Below are 17,260 nucleotides of genomic sequence, written 5' to 3' on the forward strand. Positions count from 1 at the left end.
CGTCTCGCACCTTTTTGCTCGCGGACGACGACGTGAGGGGTATGCCAGCACTCGCGACCTTCGGGGAGACCATGTTGCGTCTGTCCCCGCCGGGGGACGAGCCAGTCGAGACCGCGCGGACCTTCGAGGTCCACGCCGCCGGCGCGGAGAGCAACGTCGCCGTCGCGGCCCAGCGCCTCGGCGTCGAGTCGACGTGGCTCTCGAAACTCCCGGACACGCCGCCGGGCCGGCGCGTCCTCGGTGCCATCCGCCGCCACGGCGTCGATCCAGCCGTGGTCCTGACCGACGAGGGCCGACAGGGGACCTACTATCTGGAGCGGGCCGATCCCCCGCGCGGGCAGTCCGTCGTCTACGACCGCGAGGGAGCGGCCGTCCGGACCGCGACCGCCGCCGAACTCCCGACCGACCGGATCGAGCGCGCCGACGCCTTCCTGACCACGGGGATCACGCCCGCGCTCTCGGAGACGCTGGCGACGACCACCGCCGACCTGCTGGAACTGGCCCGCGAGGCGGACGCGACCACCGTCTTCGACCTGAACTACCGCTCGAAACTCTGGTCGCCCGGCCGGGCCCGCGAGACGGTGACCGATCTCCTCGAACTCGTCGACGTATTCGTCGTCGCCGACCGCGACGCCGAGACGGTCCTCGGTCTGTCCGGATCGCCCGAAGACACCGCGGAGCGACTGGCCGCCGAGTACGGCTTCGAGACGACCGTCGTGACCCGCGGCGAGGAGGGCGCGGTCGCCGTCCACGACGGCGAAACCTACGACCAGCCGGCGATTCCGGCCGGGGACGCCCACCCCATCGGCACCGGCGACGCCTTCGTCGGCGGTTTTCTCGCCCGTCGCCTCCAGGGCGGTTCCGTCCCCGACGCGCTGGCGGACGGCGCGGCGACGGCCGCGCTGAAACGCACCGTTCCCGGTGACGCCGCCGTCGTCACCCCCGAGGCCGTCGCGCGCGTCCGCGCCGGCGACGCCGAAGCCATCGACCGCTGAGCCGGTAACCAGGTGGTCCGCGACCCAGACTAATCGGAAATTAATTCAATTCTGAGTAACTAATTTACGCACCGGTCGGCTAGGGACGGTATGGCGACCACACGATATCATCCGACGGACTTCCTCTTCGACGACCTCGACGACTCGAGCGGCGGGACCCTGGAGGTACGGGACCTCGCGGAGGGCGGCACGTTCGCACGCGTCGACACGGCGGGCCCGGCGGAGGCGCGCGCGGCGGTCGCGGCCGCACAGAACGCGGAGCGGGCGATGCGCGAGACGACGCTGGTCGAACGCGCGGGCTGGTTCGAGACGATCGCGGACGAACTCGAGGCCCGCCGCGAGGAACTGGCGGACGTGATCGTCCGGGAGGCGGGCAAGCCGATCGCGAGCGCCAGGAACGAGGTCGCCGCGGCCGTCGAGCGGTTCCGTCGCGCCGTCGAGGTAGTTCACGGACTGCAGGGCGAATATCTCGAAGGGACGACCGCGGGCCACGAGGGCTGGGAGGCCATCGTCAAGCCCCAGCCGGTCGGGACGGTGCTCTGCCTGACGCCCTACAACTACCCGCTCGCGACGACGGCGCTCCAGGTCGCCCCGGCGCTGGCGGCGGGCAACAGCGTCGTCCTGAAACCGGCGACGAAGACGCCGGTGAGCGCGGCGATCCTGGCCGACTGCGTCGACGCCGTCGATCTGCCTGAGGGGGCGTTCAGCTACGTCCCCGGCGAGGCCAGCGAGATCGGCGACGTGCTCGCCGGCGACGACCGCCTCGACGCCATCGCCATGACCGGTTCGTCGGGCGCGGGCAAACGCGTCAGCGACGAGAGCGGGATGGTGACGCTGCACATGGAACTGGGCGGTAACGCCCCGGCGCTGGTCTTCCCCGACGCCGACCTCGACGACGCCGTCGGCCAGTGCGCGAAGGGCTCCTTCAAGTACGCCGGCCAGCGGTGCTCGGCCGTCTCGCGCGTGCTCGCCCACGAGTCGGTCCACGACGAGGTCGTGACCCGCCTCGACGACGCGATGGACGCGTGGACCGCCGGCGACCTCTTCGACGAGGACACGGCGCTTGGCCCCCTCATCGACGAGGATCAGGCCCTCCGCGTCGAGGAACTGGTCGCCGACGCCGTCGACGCGGGCGCGGAACTAGTTCGGGGTGGCGAGCGCGACGGCCAGTTCCACGAGCCGACCCTGCTCGCGAACGTGCCCCGCGAGGCCAGACTCGTCGAGGAAGAGCAGTTCGGCCCCGTCGCGGTCGTGGTCCCCTTCGCCGACGAGCGGGAGGCGCTCGAACTGGCGAACGCGGGCGATCTGGGCCTCGACGCGTCGGTGTTCACCGCCGACCACGACCGGGCGATGCGACTCGCCGACCGCATCGAGGCCGGCGCCGTCCGGATCAACGGCGCGCCCTCCCACGGCCTCGGCGACATGCCCTTCGGCGGGGTCAAGGACTCGGGTATCGGCCGCGAGGGCATCGGCTACACGGTCGACGCCTTCACCACGACCAAGACCGTCGTGCTCTGAGCGGCCACCCGGCACAGGACCTATGCGAGTGCGCCGAGAACGTTGACGGAACGTCGTCGTCGGCCGATCGCGACCACCGTCACTGTCGCCGGCGACTCAGTGGAGTGTCACCCCATGCGCAACGCCAAAATCGTCTGCACGATCGGGCCCGCCTCGGACTCGCGCGAGCGACTCCGCGAGCTGATCGAGGCGGGCATGGCCGTGGCGCGCCTCAACGCGAGCCACGGCACCCCCGAGGATCGAGCCGCGGTGATCGACCGCGTGCGGGAGGTGAGCGACGGCGTCGGCGCCCCGGTCCCGATCATGTACGACCTCGCGGGCCCGGAGATTCGCACCGCTCCCCTCGACGAACCCATCCGCGTCGAGACCGGGTCGACCGTCCGGTTCGTCACCGGCGAAACCGCCACGCCCGAGGAGATCGGACTCTCGGTCTCGATCGACGCCGCCGAGCCGGGCGACCGCGTCCTGCTCGACGACGGCCGCATCCAGACCATCGTGGAGGAGAGTGACGACGAGGCCGTAACCGCTCGCGTCGAGGACGGCGGCGACCTCACCGGCAACAAGGGCGTCAACGTGCCCGGCGTCGATCTCGGACTCCCCGTGGTCACCGAGCAGGATCGCCGCGACATCGAGGTGGCGGTCGAACGGAACGCGGAGTTCGTCGCGGCCAGTTTCGTCCGGAACGGCGCCGACGTCTACGAGGTGACCGAAGCCATCGACGACGCGGGCGGCGACATCCCCGTGGTCGCCAAGATCGAACGGGCCGACGCGGTGGCGAACCTCGACTCGATCGTCGAGGAGGCCGCTGGCGTGATGGTCGCCCGCGGCGACCTCGGCGTGGAGTGCCCGATGGAGGAGGTCCCCCTGATCCAGAAGCGGGTGATCCGCCGCTGTCACCGCGCGGGCGTCCCGGTGATCACCGCGACGGAGATGCTCGACTCGATGGTCCACGAGCGCCGCCCGACCCGCGCGGAGGCCTCGGACGTGGCAAACGCCGTCCTCGACGGCACCGACGCCGTGATGCTGTCCGGCGAGACGGCCATCGGTGACCACCCAGCCACCGTGGTCGAGACGATGGCCCGCATCGTCCGGGACGTCGAGGAGAGCACCGAGTACGCCGAGTCACGTGAACAGCGGGTTCCACCCGCGGGCGACAGCCGGACCGACGCGCTGGCCCGGTCCGCGCGCTTCCTCGCGCGTGACGTGGGGGCCAGCGCCATCGTCGCAGCGACGGAATCGGGCTACACTGCGCGGAAAGTCGCCAAGTACCGCCCGGACGTGCCCATCGTCGCGGCGACGCCCAGCGAGCGGGTCCGCCGCCAGCTCGCGCTGACCTGGGGCATCCGCCCGGAGTACGCCAGGTACGCCGCAGCCGGCGCCGACGCGGTCGTCCAGACCGCGGTCCGGGCGGCCGTCGACGCGGGCGTCGTCGCGCCCGGCGAGACCGTCGTCGTCCTCGCGGGGATGATGACCGAACTCGACGGACTGGACACCGCCAACACGCTCAAGGTCCACGTCGCCGCCGAGACGCTCACGACCGGCCGCCCGGTCGTCGACGGCATCGCCTCCGGGACGGTGTTCCACGTCGCCGACGGCGGCGACCTCACTGGCATCCCCGAGGGCGCGATCCTCGCGGTCCCCGCGGACTTCGACGGCGAGTTCGACGGCGACCTCTCCCGGATCGGCGGCATCGTCACCGCCCACGAAGGGGTGACCGGCTACGCGGCCATCGTCGCGCGCGAACTGGGCGTCCCGACCATCGCGGACGCCGACCTCGGGGACGTGGCCGGCGGCTCGGTCGTCACGCTCGACGGCGAGCGCGGCGTCGTGTACGCCGACGCCATCGCGGCGCGGCGGAACTGACCAGTTACTTGCAGCTCGGTTCCGGAATACACCAGGCATAGCCCCGCACCGGCCGCGAGCGGACGGACTTAAGGACGCGCCGGGCGTCGATGCACGCAGAGAATGTACGCGGGAGTCGACCTCGGGGCGACGAACCTCCGTGCCGTCGTGACCGACGTCGAGGGCCGGGTCCTCGGCCGGGATCGGCGGGGAACGCCACAGAACGAGGGCGGCATCGCGGTCACCGAGGCCGTCCTCGACTCGCTCCGGGCGGCCTGCCAGGCGGCGGGGACGACGACCACCCGGATCAACGCCGTCGGCATCGGCTCGATCGGCCCGCTCGACACCGCCGCCGGCGCCGTCGAGAACCCGGTAAACGTCGACGGCGCCGACCGCATCCCGCTGGTCGGCCCCGTGCAGAACCTCGTCGACAGCGACGCGGTCTACCTCCACAACGACGCCAACGCGGGCGTGCTCGCCGAGCGGTTCTACGCCGACCGCGCCCCAGACGACATGGTCTACCTGACGATCTCCTCGGGCATCGGCGCCGGCGTCTGCGTCGACGGCAACCTCCTCTCGGGCTGGGACGGCAACGCCGGCGAGATCGGGCACGTCGCGCTCGACTCGAACGGCCCCGTGACCTGCGGCTGCGGCGGGACCGGCCACTGGGAGGCCTTCTGCTCCGGCGAGAACCTCCCCGAGTACGCCCGCGTCCTCCACGAGCGCGAGGACGTGGCGACCGACCTCCCGCTCGACGACCCGGAGTTAGACGCCCCAGACGTGTTCGACGCGGCCGGCGCAGACCCGCTGGCCGACCTGGTGCTCGATCGGATGGCCCACTGGAACAGCCACGGGATCGCGACGATCGTCCACGCATATGCCCCCATCACCATCTCCGTCGGGGGTGCCGTGGCGCTCAACAACCCCGAACTCGTCCTCGATCCCGTCCGCGAGCGATTGCCCGACCTGGTCGTCTCGAACGTCCCCGAGATCCGGTTGACCGAGTACGGTGACGAGATCGTGGTGAAAGGGGCAGTTGCGAGTGCGATGACTGGTGGCACCGGTGACCGGGGGCGAATCCGCAGGTAACTCAGTCTACGCCGTCGCGCGCCCACCCCTTCGCGCACTCGACGGCGTCCAGCCAGCGGTCGTGGCGGGCGTCCGCGCGGTCCGGGTCCATCTCCGGTTCGAAGGCGGCGTCGACGTGCCAGTTGGCGCGCAGTTCCTCGAGGGAGTCCCAGTAGCCGACGGCGAGGCCGGCCGCGTACGCCGCGCCCAGCGCCGTGGTCTCGTCGACTTCCGGCCGGACGATGTCGGTCCCGACGATGTCGGCCTGCAGCTGACAGAGGAAGTTGTTCTTGACCGCGCCGCCGTCGACTTTCAGACTCCCGATCTCGACGCCGGCGTCGGCCTCCATGGCCTCGGCCACGTCGCGGGTCTGGTAGGCGATGGCCTCTAGCGTCGCGCGGACGATGTGCTCGCGGCGGGTGCCCCGGGTCATCCCCACGATGGTCCCGCGGGCGCGCCCGTCCCAGTGGGGCGCGCCGAGGCCGGTGAACGCCGGGACGACGTAGACGCCGTCGGTGCCGTCGACCGACCGCGCGAGTTCAGCGGTCTCGGTGGGGTCCTCGATCAGGTCGACGTCTTCGAGCCACTCGATGGCCGCGCCGGTGACGAAGATCGAGCCCTCCAGCGCGTAGCGGACCGGTTCGCCCGAGCGCTGGAAGCCGACCGTCGTCAGCAGGCCGTGGTCGCTCTCGACGGCCTCGGTGCCGGTGTTCAGCAGGAAGAACGAACCGGTGCCGTAGGTGTTCTTCGCGTCGCCGGCGTCGAAGCAGGTCTGGCCGAACAGCGCGGCCTGCTGGTCGCCGAGCGCGCCGGCGACGGGCACCTCGGCGCCGAGGAAGCCGTCGGGGTCGGTGGTCCCGTACAGCGCCTCGTCCGAGGACGGTCGGACCTCTGGCAGCACGGCCTCGGGGACCGAGAACTCGTCGAGGAGGTCGTCGTCCCACGCCATCTCGTGAATGTCGTACAGCATCGTCCGCGAGGCGTTGGTGACGTCGGTGACGTGGTTTCCCGTGAGGTTGTAGATCAACCAGCTATCGATCGTCCCGAACAGGAGTTCGCCCGCCTCCGCGCGGTCGCGCACGTCCGCCGGCCGCGTCCGCTCCATCTTGATCGGATCGGCCTCGTCCAGCAACCACTCGATCTTCGTGGCCGAGAAGTAGGCGTCGGCCTCTAGCCCTGTTTTCTCCCGGATCCACTCGACTTTCCCCTCTCGTTCCAGTTGCTCGACGCGGTCGGTCGTCCGGCGGTCCTGCCAGACGATGGCGTTGTGGATCGGATCGCCCGTTGCAGCGTCCCAGACGAGCGTGGTCTCGCGCTGGTTGGTGATTCCCAGCGCGGCCAGCTGGGTCGCGTCCAGGCCGGCCTCCTCGAGCGCGGCGGCGATGACTCGCTTCGTGGTCTCCCAGATCTCGACGGGGTCGTGCTCGACCCAGCCGGGTTCGGGGTAGATCTGTTCGTGTCGCTCGTAGGCGTCGGCGACCACCTGTCCCCCGTGGTCGAAGACCATGAAGCGGGTCCCGGTCGTCCCCTGGTCGATCGCCCCGACGTAGCTGTCTCCCATGGTCGCGTGGGGGCAGTACAGCCAGATCCGACTTGAAGGTACGCGTCGGTCGAGCCCCGCGACGGTGAAGCTTAGTGTCCGGGGTCCCACGCGGCGGTAGATGGCGGCAACTCCGACGGTGCTGGTGATCGGGGGCGGCTCGACGGGCTGTGGCATCGCCCGCGACCTGGCGATGCGCGGCCTCGACGTCACGCTCGTCGAGCAGGGCAACCTCACCCACGGAACGACCGGGCGCATGCACGGCCTGCTCCACAGCGGCGCGCGCTACGCCGTGGCCGACCAGTCGAGCGCCCGCGAGTGCATCGCCGAGATGCGGATCCTCGAAGACGTGGCCAGCCACTGCGTCGAGGAGACCGGCGGCCTGTTCGTCGAGCGTCCGGAGGACGACGAAGACTACTTCGAGCGGAAACTGCGGGGCTGCGACGAGTGCGACATCCCAGCCGAGGTCCTCACCGGCCGAGAGGCCCGCGAACGCGAGCCCTACCTCGCCGAGGACGTCGAGAAGGCCATCGCGGTGCCGGACGGGGCGGTCGACCCGTTCCGGCTCTGCGTGGCGAACGCGGCGAGCGCCCGGAACCGCGGCGCGCGGATCGAGACCCACGCTCGGGTCACCGACCTCATCGTCGAGGCCGGCGAGGTCGTCGGCGCGGAGGTCGAACACGAGAGCGGGCCCGGGAAGCGAACCCACGCCAGTCCGGGCACCACGGAGCGCATCGAGGCCGATCACGTCGTCAACGCGACCGGTGCGTGGGCCGGCCGGATCGGCGAACTGGCCGGCGTCGACGTCGCCGTCCGGCCCTCGAAGGGCGTCATGACCGTGATGAACGTCCGGCAGGTCGACACGGTGATCAACCGCTGTCGGCCCAAGGGCGACGCCGACATCGTCGTGCCCCACGAGACCACGTGCATTCTGGGCACGACCGACGAGGAGGTCGAGGACCCCGGGGACTACCCCGAAAAACAGTGGGAGGTCGACCTGCTGATCGACCAGCTCGCGGAACTGCTCCCGGTTCTCCGGGACGCCAGAACGATCCGCTCCTACTGGGGCGTGCGCCCGCTGTACGAACCGCCGGAGGCCGGAACCGAGGACCCCACCGACGTCACGCGCGACTTCTTCCTCCTGGACCACGCCGACCGGGACGCGCGACCCGGACTCACGACCGTCGTCGGCGGGAAGTTCACGACCTATCGGCTGATGGCCGAGGCGGTCAGCGACCACGTCTGCGAGCGCCTGGGCGTCTCGGCGCCCTGCCGGACCGCCGACGTTCCACTTCCCGGGAGCCGGGACGAGCGCGTCCTGGACGAGGCGATGGACGACTTCGGGCTCACCTCGCCGGTCGCCCGCCGGAGCAAGCAACGACTGGGCGACCGGTCCGCCGAGGTGCTCGATACCGAGGATCCCAACCCCGTGGTCTGTTCCTGCGAGGGGGTCACCCGCGCGGAAGTGCAGGACGCCGTCGCCGAATCCGGGACGGACCTGAACGCCGTCCGGATCAGGACCCGGGCGTCGATGGGCAACTGCCAGGGCGGCTTCTGCGCGCACGCGATGGCCCAGGAACTGCATCCCGAGTACGACCCCGAGCGGGCCGCGGCCGCGCTGGACGACCTCTACCAGGAGCGCTGGAAAGGCCAGCGCCACGCGCTCTGGGGTGAACAGCTCTCGCAGGCGATGCTCACCTACGCGCTGCACGCGACGACGATGAACCGGGGTCGAACTGTGCGGGACGACGACGTCGACTTCGACGCCTTCGACGGAGGTGCCACGGGTGGCGATTGAACAGGAGGTCCTGGTGATCGGCGGCGGACTCGCGGGAGCGACCGCGGCCATCGCGGCCGCCCGGACGGGTGCGGACGTCCGCCTGGTGTCGGCCAAACAGCCCACCCTCCGCCACGCCAGCGGGCTGATCGACGTGCTCGGCTACACCCCCGATGGCGAAGGCCCGCTGGCCGAGCCGTTCGAGCACTTCGCCGACCTCCCCGAAGGCCACCCCTACGAGCGCGTGGGCCGGGACGCCGTCGAGGCCGGACTGGCGATGTTCGACGACATTTGCGGTGATTCCTACGAGGGAAAGAGGACCGATCGGAACGCGCTGGTCCCGACCTTCGGGGGTCGGCTCAAGCCGACGGCGCGGTACTCGGCGAGCGCGGCCGAGGGGTTGGCCAGCGACACCCGCGACATGCTGCTGGTGGGCTTCGAGCGACTGGTGGGGTTCGACGCGCCGCTGGCGGCCGCGCGCTTGAACGCCGCGGACCCCCCCTTCGAGGCCCGCGGCGTGACCGTCGAGTTCTCGGCCGACCTGACCGCGGAGCCGAAGGTGACGCGATTCGCGCACCTCCTCGACCGCGACGAATCGACTGACGCCGGTCGGCCGGTCCGCAGCGCGCTCGCCGACCGCGTCGTTGCCCATCTGGACGGGGAAGCCAGAGTGGGATTCCCGGCGGTTCTCGGCGACGATCACCCGAATGCGGTGCGAGACGAACTGGCCGACCGTCTGGGCGCGGCCGTGTTCGAGGTCCCGATGGGACCGCCGAGCCTCCCCGGCCTGCGGCTCGAAGACCGGCTCTACGACGCGCTGGACGCGGCCGGCGTTCGCATCGAGACGGGGAACCCGGTGATGGGATTCGCGGGCGACGACCGGATCGAGTCGGTCACCGTTGATCGGAACGGCGCCAGCGTCCCCTACGCGGCCGAGCAGTTCGTCCTGGCGACCGGCGGCCTGGTCGGAAAGGGGATCGATTCGGACCGGGACGGCGTCGCGGAACCGATCTTCGACTGTCACGTCCCCCACCCGCCCGACCGTTACGACTGGTTCGACGACGACGCGTTCGGCGACCATCGGTTCGCGCGCTTCGGCGTCGACCCCGACCGCGATTTGCGGCCGCTGGACGCGTCCGGCACTCCCGAGTTCGAGAACCTCCGGGCGGCGGGCTCAGTATTGGGAAACTACGACTTCGCGGCCGAGAAGTCCGGCAGCGGCGTCTCGCTGGCGACCGGCGTCCGCGCGGGCAGACTGGCAGGTGAACACACGTGAGCGACGCTGACACTCCAGACGACGGCGGGGTACCGGGCGAGAACGGGAGCGGCGACGAGCACGCCGGCGACGAGTTCGATCCCGTGCAGGTGTTCCCCGAGGGGGACCTTGACCTCCGCGGCGGGGCCGACTCCTGTTACAAGTGCTCGACCTGCGATACGAACTGCCCGGTCGCGGAAGTGGACGACGAGTTCCCCGGGCCGAAGTTCCAGGGACCAGAGCAGTGGCGGCTCAAGCGCAAGGACGACGCCGAGATCGACGCCTCGGTCATGGACTGCTCGAATTGCATGCGCTGCGACGACGCCTGCCCGGCGGACGTCCCCCTCAGCCAGATGCACAACGAGGCTCGCGCAGAGTACGTTCGCGAGGGGATGAGCAAACTCTCGGTCGAGTACTGGCGCAACCGCGTGCTCGCGAACTACCGAACGGGCGCGTGGCTCGGGAGCAAGGTCCCCCGGCTGACGAATGCCCTCGTGGGCAATTCGATCGTGCGAACGCTCGGCGAGAAACTGTTCGGGCTCACCGCCGAACGGGAGTTCCCCGAGTTCGCCGAGGAGACCTTCCGGGAGTGGTGGGAGAGGCGAGGCGGCGCAGCCGCCTCGAAGGAGCGAGCGCGGGAGGCGCGAGCCGAGCGTGGCGGGGCAGGGATCCAATCGGACGAGAAGCGCGTCGCGTACTTCCACGGCTGCTACGCCAACTACAACACGCCCGAAGTGGCGAAGGCTCTGGTCTCCGTCTTCGAGCACTTCGGCTACGAGGTCGCGGTCCCCGAGCAGGGCTGTTCGGGGACGCCGATGTTCGCGAACGGCATGCTCGCCGACGCGCGGCGGGACGCGGAGACGAACGTGTCCTCGCTCTCCGAACTCGTCGACGGCGGGTACGACGTGATCTGTTCCTGTACCTCCTGCTCGATGTCGCTGCGCCAGGAGTACCCCGAACTGTTCTCCCTCGACGGTATCGACGACGTGGCGGCCCATACGTTCGAGGCCCTGGAGTACCTGCGGATCCACGAGGACCTCCGGGGGGCGCTCGCCGAAGCCGAAGTCGAAGGAGACGACCTGGCCTATCACGCGCCCTGCCACGCACGCAACCAGGGACTTGACCGGCAGGCAGTCGAACTGTTCCGGGACCTGGACGGCGTCGCCGTCGAAGACGTCGGCGACTCCTGTTCGGGCATCTCCGGCACCTACGGCTGGAAGGCCGAGAAGTACGACAAATCGATGGCCATCGGCGAGGAGATGTTCGAGGAGATGGCCGACGCCGAAGGGGAGACGGGCCTGACGGAGTGTCCGACCTGCGCGATGCAGATGGAACACGGCACGGGCTACGAGATCCGCCATCCCCTGGAGGTGCTGGAAGACGCGCTGGTCGCGGACTGAACGGCGGGCCTGGCCGTGACGGTACCCGCGGACCGACGCCTCCGTCGTTCTCCCCACCGAAACGCCGCCGAACTTTATAATCGCGAGGCCGGAACCGTCGCCTATGGGTTTGCGAGACTGGGTTACCGGGCTGCTGGGCGAGGGCGAGTCGGGTGCTGGTGGCAGTGACGGCGACGGCGGGCTCGACCTCGTCGTCGACGTGGAGCGGCGGGCTGGGGCGATCCTCGAACACTACGGGCTGCCGGGCGAGGAGGCGCGTCGCGTCGCCGAGATCCTCGCCGCCGAACTGACGCGGGAGGAGGGCTACGCCCGGTCGATGATCGCCGACCGGGTGGTGCGCGAACTCGACCTCGACGAGGAGCGGGCCCGGACCGTCGTCGACACGGAGGTGGCGTCGATCCGGAACCTCGCCCGCGTCCGCAGGTACACAGAGCAGGCGGGCGGCGACGTCCGGTTCCGGTGGGTCGACTCCGTCGGCCAGGACGACTCGCCCGTCTGTGCTGACGTGCGAGCGGCGATCGACGACCGCGGCCCGGTGTCTCTCGACGAATTACGGGAACTCATCCGGGACGCTGCGAGCGAACACTCGTCCGGGACGCCCGAGCGGGCCGACGACCTCGTCCCGCACGAGCGCTGTCGCCACACCGTCGTGCGACACCTCGAGGACTGACCGGCGTCGGCCCCGGACGGCTTGGCCGGCTCAGGTGAGCGCCTCGTCCTGCACCGTCGATTCGTCGGTCGCGATGCCGCTGAACTCGAACCGGGCACCGCCGGTAGGAGCGTCGGTCACGGTGACGTCCCAGCCGTGCGCGTCGGCGACGGTTTCGACGATCGCCAGGCCGAAACCGGTCCCGTTCTCGGAGGTGGTGAACCCCTGGTCGAGTACCTCGGACTGCTGGTCTTCGGGGATACCGGGCCCGTCGTCTTCGACGTAGAACCCGTCCCGGAGCGTCCCGACCGTGACGGTCACGTCGTCGCCGTCTTCACTGGTGCCGTGTTCTATCGAGTTCCGAAAGAGGTTCTCGAACACCTGCAACAGGCGGGTCCGGTCCGCCCGGACGGTCTCGTTTTCGACCAGCTGGAGGTCGCTGGCCTCCGTGTCGACGTTCGCCCAGGCCTCCCGGGCGATGGCGTGTAGCTCGACCGCTTCCGTGTCGTCGACGGTCTGGCCCTGTCGGGCGAGCGTCAGGACGTTCTCGATGATGTCTTCCATGCGATCGTGAGCGCCCTCGGCGCGGTCGAGCACCGACAGCTCCTCGTTGTGTCTGGCGAGTTCGATCGCGCTCTCGGCGACGTTGAGCGGGTTGCGGAGGTCGTGGGAGACGATGCTGGCGAACTCGTCGAGCTGTTCGTTCTGGCGTCTGAGCTCTTCGGTGCGCTCCTCGAGGGCCTGTTTGCGGCGCTCGCGCTCGGTCACGTCGTGGATCAGCGAGACGCGGCCGGCGGCGCCGTCATCGCCGTCCAGTCTGGTGACCGTCACGTCGAAACACCGCTTCTCACCGGTGGGAGTCCGGACCCAGATCGCCGGGAACTCGCCCGCAGCCTCCGGATCGAGGAGGTCAACGTCGGCGTCGTCGACGAAGATGTCCGGGGGCAACACGTCCTCCAGTTGCCGGCCGACCACGCGCGCCTCGGGATCGCCGAGGATCTTCCGCCCCATCGGGTTGATGTCGACGACGCGGTTCCGGTGGTCGGTGACGAGCATCCCCCCGCCCATCTCCTCGATCATCGCGGTCCGGGCCACCGGCGCGAGGCTCTTCGACCGGGAGCCGAACAGTTCGAGCAGCGGTTTCAGCGGGAGGAACTCGTACGATCGGAACCCGACGAACACGAGCAGCGACAGCGACCCGAACACCAGGTTCGCCAGCGGCGCGAGCGTGTAGTGGGGCACTGGACTCAGGCCCGCCGTGCTCAGGGCGTGACAGCCGGTCAGCAGGACGCTGTAGGCCAGGAAGAAGAAGGTCCGTTTGCGGTAGACGTTCCGCGAGCCGACGAACTTCCCGAACAGCAGGTAGTCGCCGACGAAGAGCAACGCGTAGGTGTAGACGACGACGCCCCAGAACACGGGGCCATAGGACAGCGAGAGGTTCGCCACTGCCGCGTCCTGGACCAGCGTCGGGTCGACCCAGGCCAGGTCGCCGACGTTCGTCGCTCCGAGGACGAGCACGACGGCGGGGACGACCGCGAGTCCGGCGACCAGTTCCCGGGAGGCACCGCTCGGGTGTCCCGTGTACTGCCGGGCGAAGAGGAACAGCGAAGGCCCGATCGTGGCCATCGCGAACAGCGTGATCGCGTAGCCGCCCGTCTTCGTCGCGAGTCCGTCGCCGGCGAGGACGATCGCCTGCCCGAACGCCCACAGCGCCAGGCTGATCTCGACGAACATGAGCGGCGTCGTCCCCGATTTGGGCCGCTCGTTCCAGAGAAACGCCGCTACCAGCGTCGAGAGCACTCCTGAGACGACCAGCAGCCCTGCCAGGACAGGGATGCCGATGAACATACCTCGACATCGAGGCGTCGCGTGTTAAGTCTACGCACAATTCTATCACCTCTGATAACGTCCGCTCCCCTCGCGGGGGGCGATGCCGCGTCGAACACCGGTTCGCTTCGCTCACCGGGCCCGAAGACGCTCAGGCTTCCTCGAAAAGGTCCTCCCCATCGACCAGATGTTCGGCGACGGCGTCCATGTCGAGGGTCACGCCCAGCCCGGGCTCCTCCGGGACCTCGATGCGACCCGCCTCGATGACGGTTTCCTCGACGAGGTCGCCCCACCAGTCCAGTTCGTAGGAGTGGAACTCGACGGCCAGCGAGTTCGGAATGGCGGTACCTACGTGGGCAGCGGCGACCGTCGCCACCGGCGAGGAGACGTTGTGCATGGCGACCGGCACGTAGTAGGTGTCCGCGAGGTCTGCGATCTTGCGGGTTTCGCGCATTCCACCGACCTTCGGCAGGTCCGGGGCGATCACGTCGACGGCCTGCTCTTCGAGGAGCCGGCGGTGGCCGTGTTTGCGGTAGACGTTCTCTCCGGCGGCGATGGGGACGGTCGTCGTCCGCGTGACCTCGCGCTGGGCGTCGTGGTTCTCGGGCGGGACCGGGTCCTCCAGCCACCAGACGTCCTCGTCTTCGAGGGTGCTGGCGAGTCGCTTCGCGCTCCCCGTCGAGAACGACCAGTGGCAGTCGAAGGCCACGTCCGCGCGGTCGCCGACCGCCTCGGTGACTGCCCGCACGATCTCGGTCTTGTGTTCGATCTCGGGGTTGCGCAGGTGGCGGTTGGCGCGGTCTTTCTCCCCGCCCGAGCGCACGTCGAGGTCGAACTTCAGCGCGTCGTAGCCCAGGTCCTCGACGACGCGTTCGGCTTCGTCGGCGTTGGCCGCGGGTTCGCGCTCTTCGCCCGCGTGGCAGTCGCAGTAGACCCGGACCTCGTCGCGGTACTTTCCGCCCAGCAACTGGTAGGCGGGCACCTCGAGGATCTTCCCCGCGAGATCGTGCAGCGCCACCTCGATCCCCGAGATTGCGGTGACGGTGACGCCCGCGAGGGACCCCTCGCCGGACATCCGCTGGATCAGGTGTTCGTAGAGGCGGTCGATATCGAGGGGGTTCTCGCCGAGGAGGAAGGGCTTCATGCGGGCGATCAGCTCCGGGACGCCCGCGCCCCAGTAGGCCTCGCCGGTGCCGACGATCCCGGCGTCGGTGTAGACCCGGACGAGCGTCCACGGGAAGTTGCCGTCGACCATCGTGGTCTGGACGTCCGTGATCTCGACGTCACGGCCGCCGCCGCGTTTCGCCCGGCAGCCCATCGTCTCCGCGGAGAGGTCACGCATCGTATACTCCGCGTTGGGGTCGCGAAGCGTCTCGTAGTCGATTCCCATGGCCTCCGTTCCACGTCCGGACAGTAAAACGCGGGGGCGACCCGGTGACCAGTACCGGGCGACCTACTTCTCGTCGTCTTCGACCAGTGCGTCGAGTTCCCGTCTGAGATCGTGGCGCTCGGAGTCGATGTCGGCGTTGAGCCGCTTGATGAAGACGACGAACAGCATGGCGAGGCTGACGAAGACCAGCAACACGGCGACGAAGGCGGCGACCAGCTGGACGGCCTGACTGTCCCGGGTCGCGGCCACGATCACCATCCCGATCCCGAAAAACAGCGTCACGACCACGGCGGGCGTCCCGACGAAGCGACCGATCGACCGCAACATGCTCTCGACTGGCCCCGGCAGCGCTATCAACGTTTGGGGTCGTTCGCCGTCGCGGGGTCAGAGCAGTCCCAGGTCCCGGAGGTCGCCCTCGAGGGCCTGGCGATCTCTCTCGTCCATCCGCCGGAGCGGGCGACGGAGCCCACCGACGTCGAAGTCGAGGTCCCGCAGCGAGAGGGCGGTCTTGACGCCGGCCATGTAGGAGCCTCGGCCCATCGCGTCCCGGACGTCGTAGACCGTGCTCTGGAGCTCCTGGGCGCGGTCCTCTTCGCCCGCCTGGTAGGCCTCGTAGAGGTCGACGACGAGTTCCGGGAAGACGTTGGCGACGGCGCTGACCAGGCCCGAACAGCCGATCTCGAGGCCGGGAAAGAGGAGGGAGTCGGACCCGGCGAGGAAGCTCAACTCGGGGTGGCGGTCGATGGCCTGTGCGAGCCAGGGCACGTCCTTGCTGGAGTCTTTGAGGCCCGCAACCCCCTCGATCTCGGCGATCTCCCCGAGCGCGGAGAGGGAGAGCGCGTTCCCGGTCCGGGGCGGGATGTGGTAGACGTAGACGGGCACGTCCACGGCGTCGGCGATCCGGCGGTAGTGATCGACGGCCGCCGCGTCGTCGAGCGGGTAGTAGTACGGCGTGACGGCGATGACGCCGTCGGCGCCGGCCTCGGCGGCGTGCTCGGCGTTCGCGACCGACTCCCGGGTACTGGGCGCGCCGACGCCGGGGAGGACCGGCACCGAGTCGATCTCGTCCACGACGGCCTCGACGACGCGGCGGCGTTCCTCGGTCGTCAGCAGGACGAACTCGCCGTTCGTGCCGAGCGGGAAGACGCCGTGACAGCCGCCCTCGACGACGAACCGGGCGTGGGCCGCTGAGGCCTCCGGGTCGACGGCCTCGTCGTCGAAGGCCGTGACGGTCGGGGGGACCACACCGTGCAGGGAGAGCGGATCGGCGCTCCCGGTGGTCGAATCTGCCATCGTCGACTCGTCCACGCCCGGTCGGTAATAGGTTCCCCCGCGGGCGGACGCGCCCCGCCGGCGACGGTCCGAGGTTCTTTTTCGGGAGTGAGTTAACTTTTTGGCGCTGGAGCCGGTAGGGGAGAGCAAGATGTGCGACATCGAAATCAGCCGCTCGCTCGCGGCACGGGTCGGGGCCCAGGAGGCACACGTCGGCGTGCGGGAGGGAGAGACGGTACGTGACGTCATCGACCGCCTCGCGGCGCTCTATGGCTCCCAGGTACAGAGCGGGATCCTCGACGGCAACCGACTTCGCTCGGACGTCATCGCCGTCCGCAATCCCGACGCGGAACACGAACCGGTGACGGCGGACTCGGAACTCACGCCGGGCGACGCCCTGGAGTTCCACCTCACCTCCGAACACGAGAAAGTCAGCGGCTCCGCCTGACCCGGGTTCCCGACCGCCGACGCGCGCGGCCGAACGCTTTTCACTTCGCTCGACTAACCTTTTGGTATGCGCTCCCGCATCCTCCAGTGGCTCGGCATCCGCGCCGGTGACCAGGACGGCGACGACGAGGAGTCGGCGGACAGTCGCTTCGTCCCGTCCGTCCTCGACGCGTCCGTCCGCTACGCACACGGTGGGGCCAACACGGGGGCCGAGCGTGAGATCGCCCACCTCCAGGCGAAAGGGGAGGAACTCGAAGAACTGCGACGCGAGGAGTGACGA

General features: G+C 69.8%; 15 protein-coding genes. 10 read left to right on the forward strand and 5 right to left on the reverse strand.

Translation table 11 applies throughout. The features are described 5' to 3' along the window. Positions 1-41 precede the first annotated feature (41 nt). From kdgK1 to U5918_RS14375, 4 genes are all read left to right on the forward strand, one after another. Complete coding sequence (kdgK1, locus tag U5918_RS14360) at positions 42-995, forward strand: bifunctional 2-dehydro-3-deoxygluconokinase/2-dehydro-3-deoxygalactonokinase (RefSeq protein WP_336002140.1); 954 nt, start codon at positions 42-44, stop codon at positions 993-995. A gap of 90 nt (positions 996-1,085) precedes the next feature. Then, positions 1,086-2,513 carry an aldehyde dehydrogenase family protein gene (locus U5918_RS14365; RefSeq protein ID WP_336002142.1) on the forward strand — a complete coding sequence of 476 codons (1,428 nt, stop codon included), beginning with the start codon at positions 1,086-1,088 and terminating at the stop codon, positions 2,511-2,513. A 114-nt stretch (positions 2,514-2,627) separates the two neighbouring features. Then, positions 2,628-4,376 carry a pyruvate kinase gene (gene pyk, locus U5918_RS14370; protein WP_336002143.1) on the forward strand — a complete coding sequence of 583 codons (1,749 nt, stop codon included), beginning with the start codon at positions 2,628-2,630 and terminating at the stop codon, positions 4,374-4,376. 102 nt (positions 4,377-4,478) lie between these two features. Then, the gene (locus U5918_RS14375; protein WP_336002144.1) at positions 4,479-5,444 is read left to right on the forward strand and encodes an ROK family protein; all 966 of its coding nucleotides are present in this window, start codon (positions 4,479-4,481) and stop codon (positions 5,442-5,444) included. Position 5,445: 1 nt separating this feature from the next. Here the strand turns inward: U5918_RS14375 and glpK are convergent, their stop codons facing one another. Continuing rightward, positions 5,446-6,984, reverse strand: coding sequence for a glycerol kinase GlpK (glpK, locus tag U5918_RS14380; RefSeq protein ID WP_336002145.1), 1,539 nt, complete (start codon positions 6,982-6,984; stop codon positions 5,446-5,448). A gap of 100 nt (positions 6,985-7,084) precedes the next feature. On the opposite strand from glpK, the gene glpA reads away from it, so the two are divergent. The 4 genes from glpA to U5918_RS14400 all read left to right on the forward strand — a co-directional run bounded on the left by glpA (position 7,085) and on the right by U5918_RS14400 (position 12,065). After that, positions 7,085-8,761: an anaerobic glycerol-3-phosphate dehydrogenase subunit GlpA gene (gene glpA / locus U5918_RS14385; protein WP_336002147.1), complete on the forward strand. Its 1,677-nt coding sequence runs from the start codon at positions 7,085-7,087 to the stop codon at positions 8,759-8,761. Next, positions 8,751-10,016: a glycerol-3-phosphate dehydrogenase subunit GlpB gene (gene glpB, locus U5918_RS14390; RefSeq protein WP_336002148.1), complete on the forward strand. Its 1,266-nt coding sequence runs from the start codon at positions 8,751-8,753 to the stop codon at positions 10,014-10,016. Before glpA ends, glpB begins: the two co-directional genes overlap by 11 nt. Continuing rightward, positions 10,013-11,395: an anaerobic glycerol-3-phosphate dehydrogenase subunit C gene (locus U5918_RS14395; RefSeq protein ID WP_418771286.1), complete on the forward strand. Its 1,383-nt coding sequence runs from the start codon at positions 10,013-10,015 to the stop codon at positions 11,393-11,395. The genes glpB and U5918_RS14395 overlap by 4 nt, the downstream gene beginning before the upstream one ends. A gap of 103 nt (positions 11,396-11,498) precedes the next feature. Next, the gene (locus U5918_RS14400; protein WP_336002149.1) at positions 11,499-12,065 is read left to right on the forward strand and encodes a hypothetical protein; all 567 of its coding nucleotides are present in this window, start codon (positions 11,499-11,501) and stop codon (positions 12,063-12,065) included. 30 nt (positions 12,066-12,095) lie between these two features. Here the strand turns inward: U5918_RS14400 and U5918_RS14405 are convergent, their stop codons facing one another. From U5918_RS14405 to U5918_RS14420, 4 genes are all read right to left on the reverse strand, one after another. After that, positions 12,096-13,892 carry a histidine kinase N-terminal 7TM domain-containing protein gene (locus U5918_RS14405; protein WP_336002151.1) on the reverse strand — a complete coding sequence of 599 codons (1,797 nt, stop codon included), beginning with the start codon at positions 13,890-13,892 and terminating at the stop codon, positions 12,096-12,098. Between the two features lie 130 nt (positions 13,893-14,022). Then, the gene (locus U5918_RS14410; protein ID WP_336002152.1) at positions 14,023-15,261 is read right to left on the reverse strand and encodes a mandelate racemase/muconate lactonizing enzyme family protein; all 1,239 of its coding nucleotides are present in this window, start codon (positions 15,259-15,261) and stop codon (positions 14,023-14,025) included. A 63-nt stretch (positions 15,262-15,324) separates the two neighbouring features. Further along, on the reverse strand, positions 15,325-15,588 hold the full coding sequence (locus U5918_RS14415; protein ID WP_336002154.1) for a hypothetical protein: 264 nt from the start codon (positions 15,586-15,588) through the stop codon (positions 15,325-15,327). A gap of 57 nt (positions 15,589-15,645) precedes the next feature. Next, positions 15,646-16,554 (reverse strand): dihydrodipicolinate synthase family protein, encoded by a 909-nt coding sequence (locus tag U5918_RS14420; RefSeq protein ID WP_336002155.1) that lies wholly within the window; start codon positions 16,552-16,554, stop codon positions 15,646-15,648. A gap of 130 nt (positions 16,555-16,684) precedes the next feature. Between U5918_RS14420 and U5918_RS14425 the strand changes: the two genes are divergently transcribed. Then, entirely contained in the window at positions 16,685-16,981 is a 297-nt protein-coding gene (locus U5918_RS14425; RefSeq protein WP_336002156.1) for a ubiquitin family protein, read from the forward strand. A 66-nt stretch (positions 16,982-17,047) separates the two neighbouring features. Next, a complete protein-coding gene (locus tag U5918_RS14430) occupies positions 17,048-17,257 on the forward strand; it encodes a hypothetical protein (protein WP_336002158.1) in 210 nt (69 codons plus the stop codon). Positions 17,258-17,260: the final 3 nt, after the last annotated feature.

Source organism: Halorientalis sp. LT38 (assembly GCF_037031225.1).
GTDB lineage: Archaea > Halobacteriota > Halobacteria > Halobacteriales > Haloarculaceae > Halorientalis > Halorientalis halophila.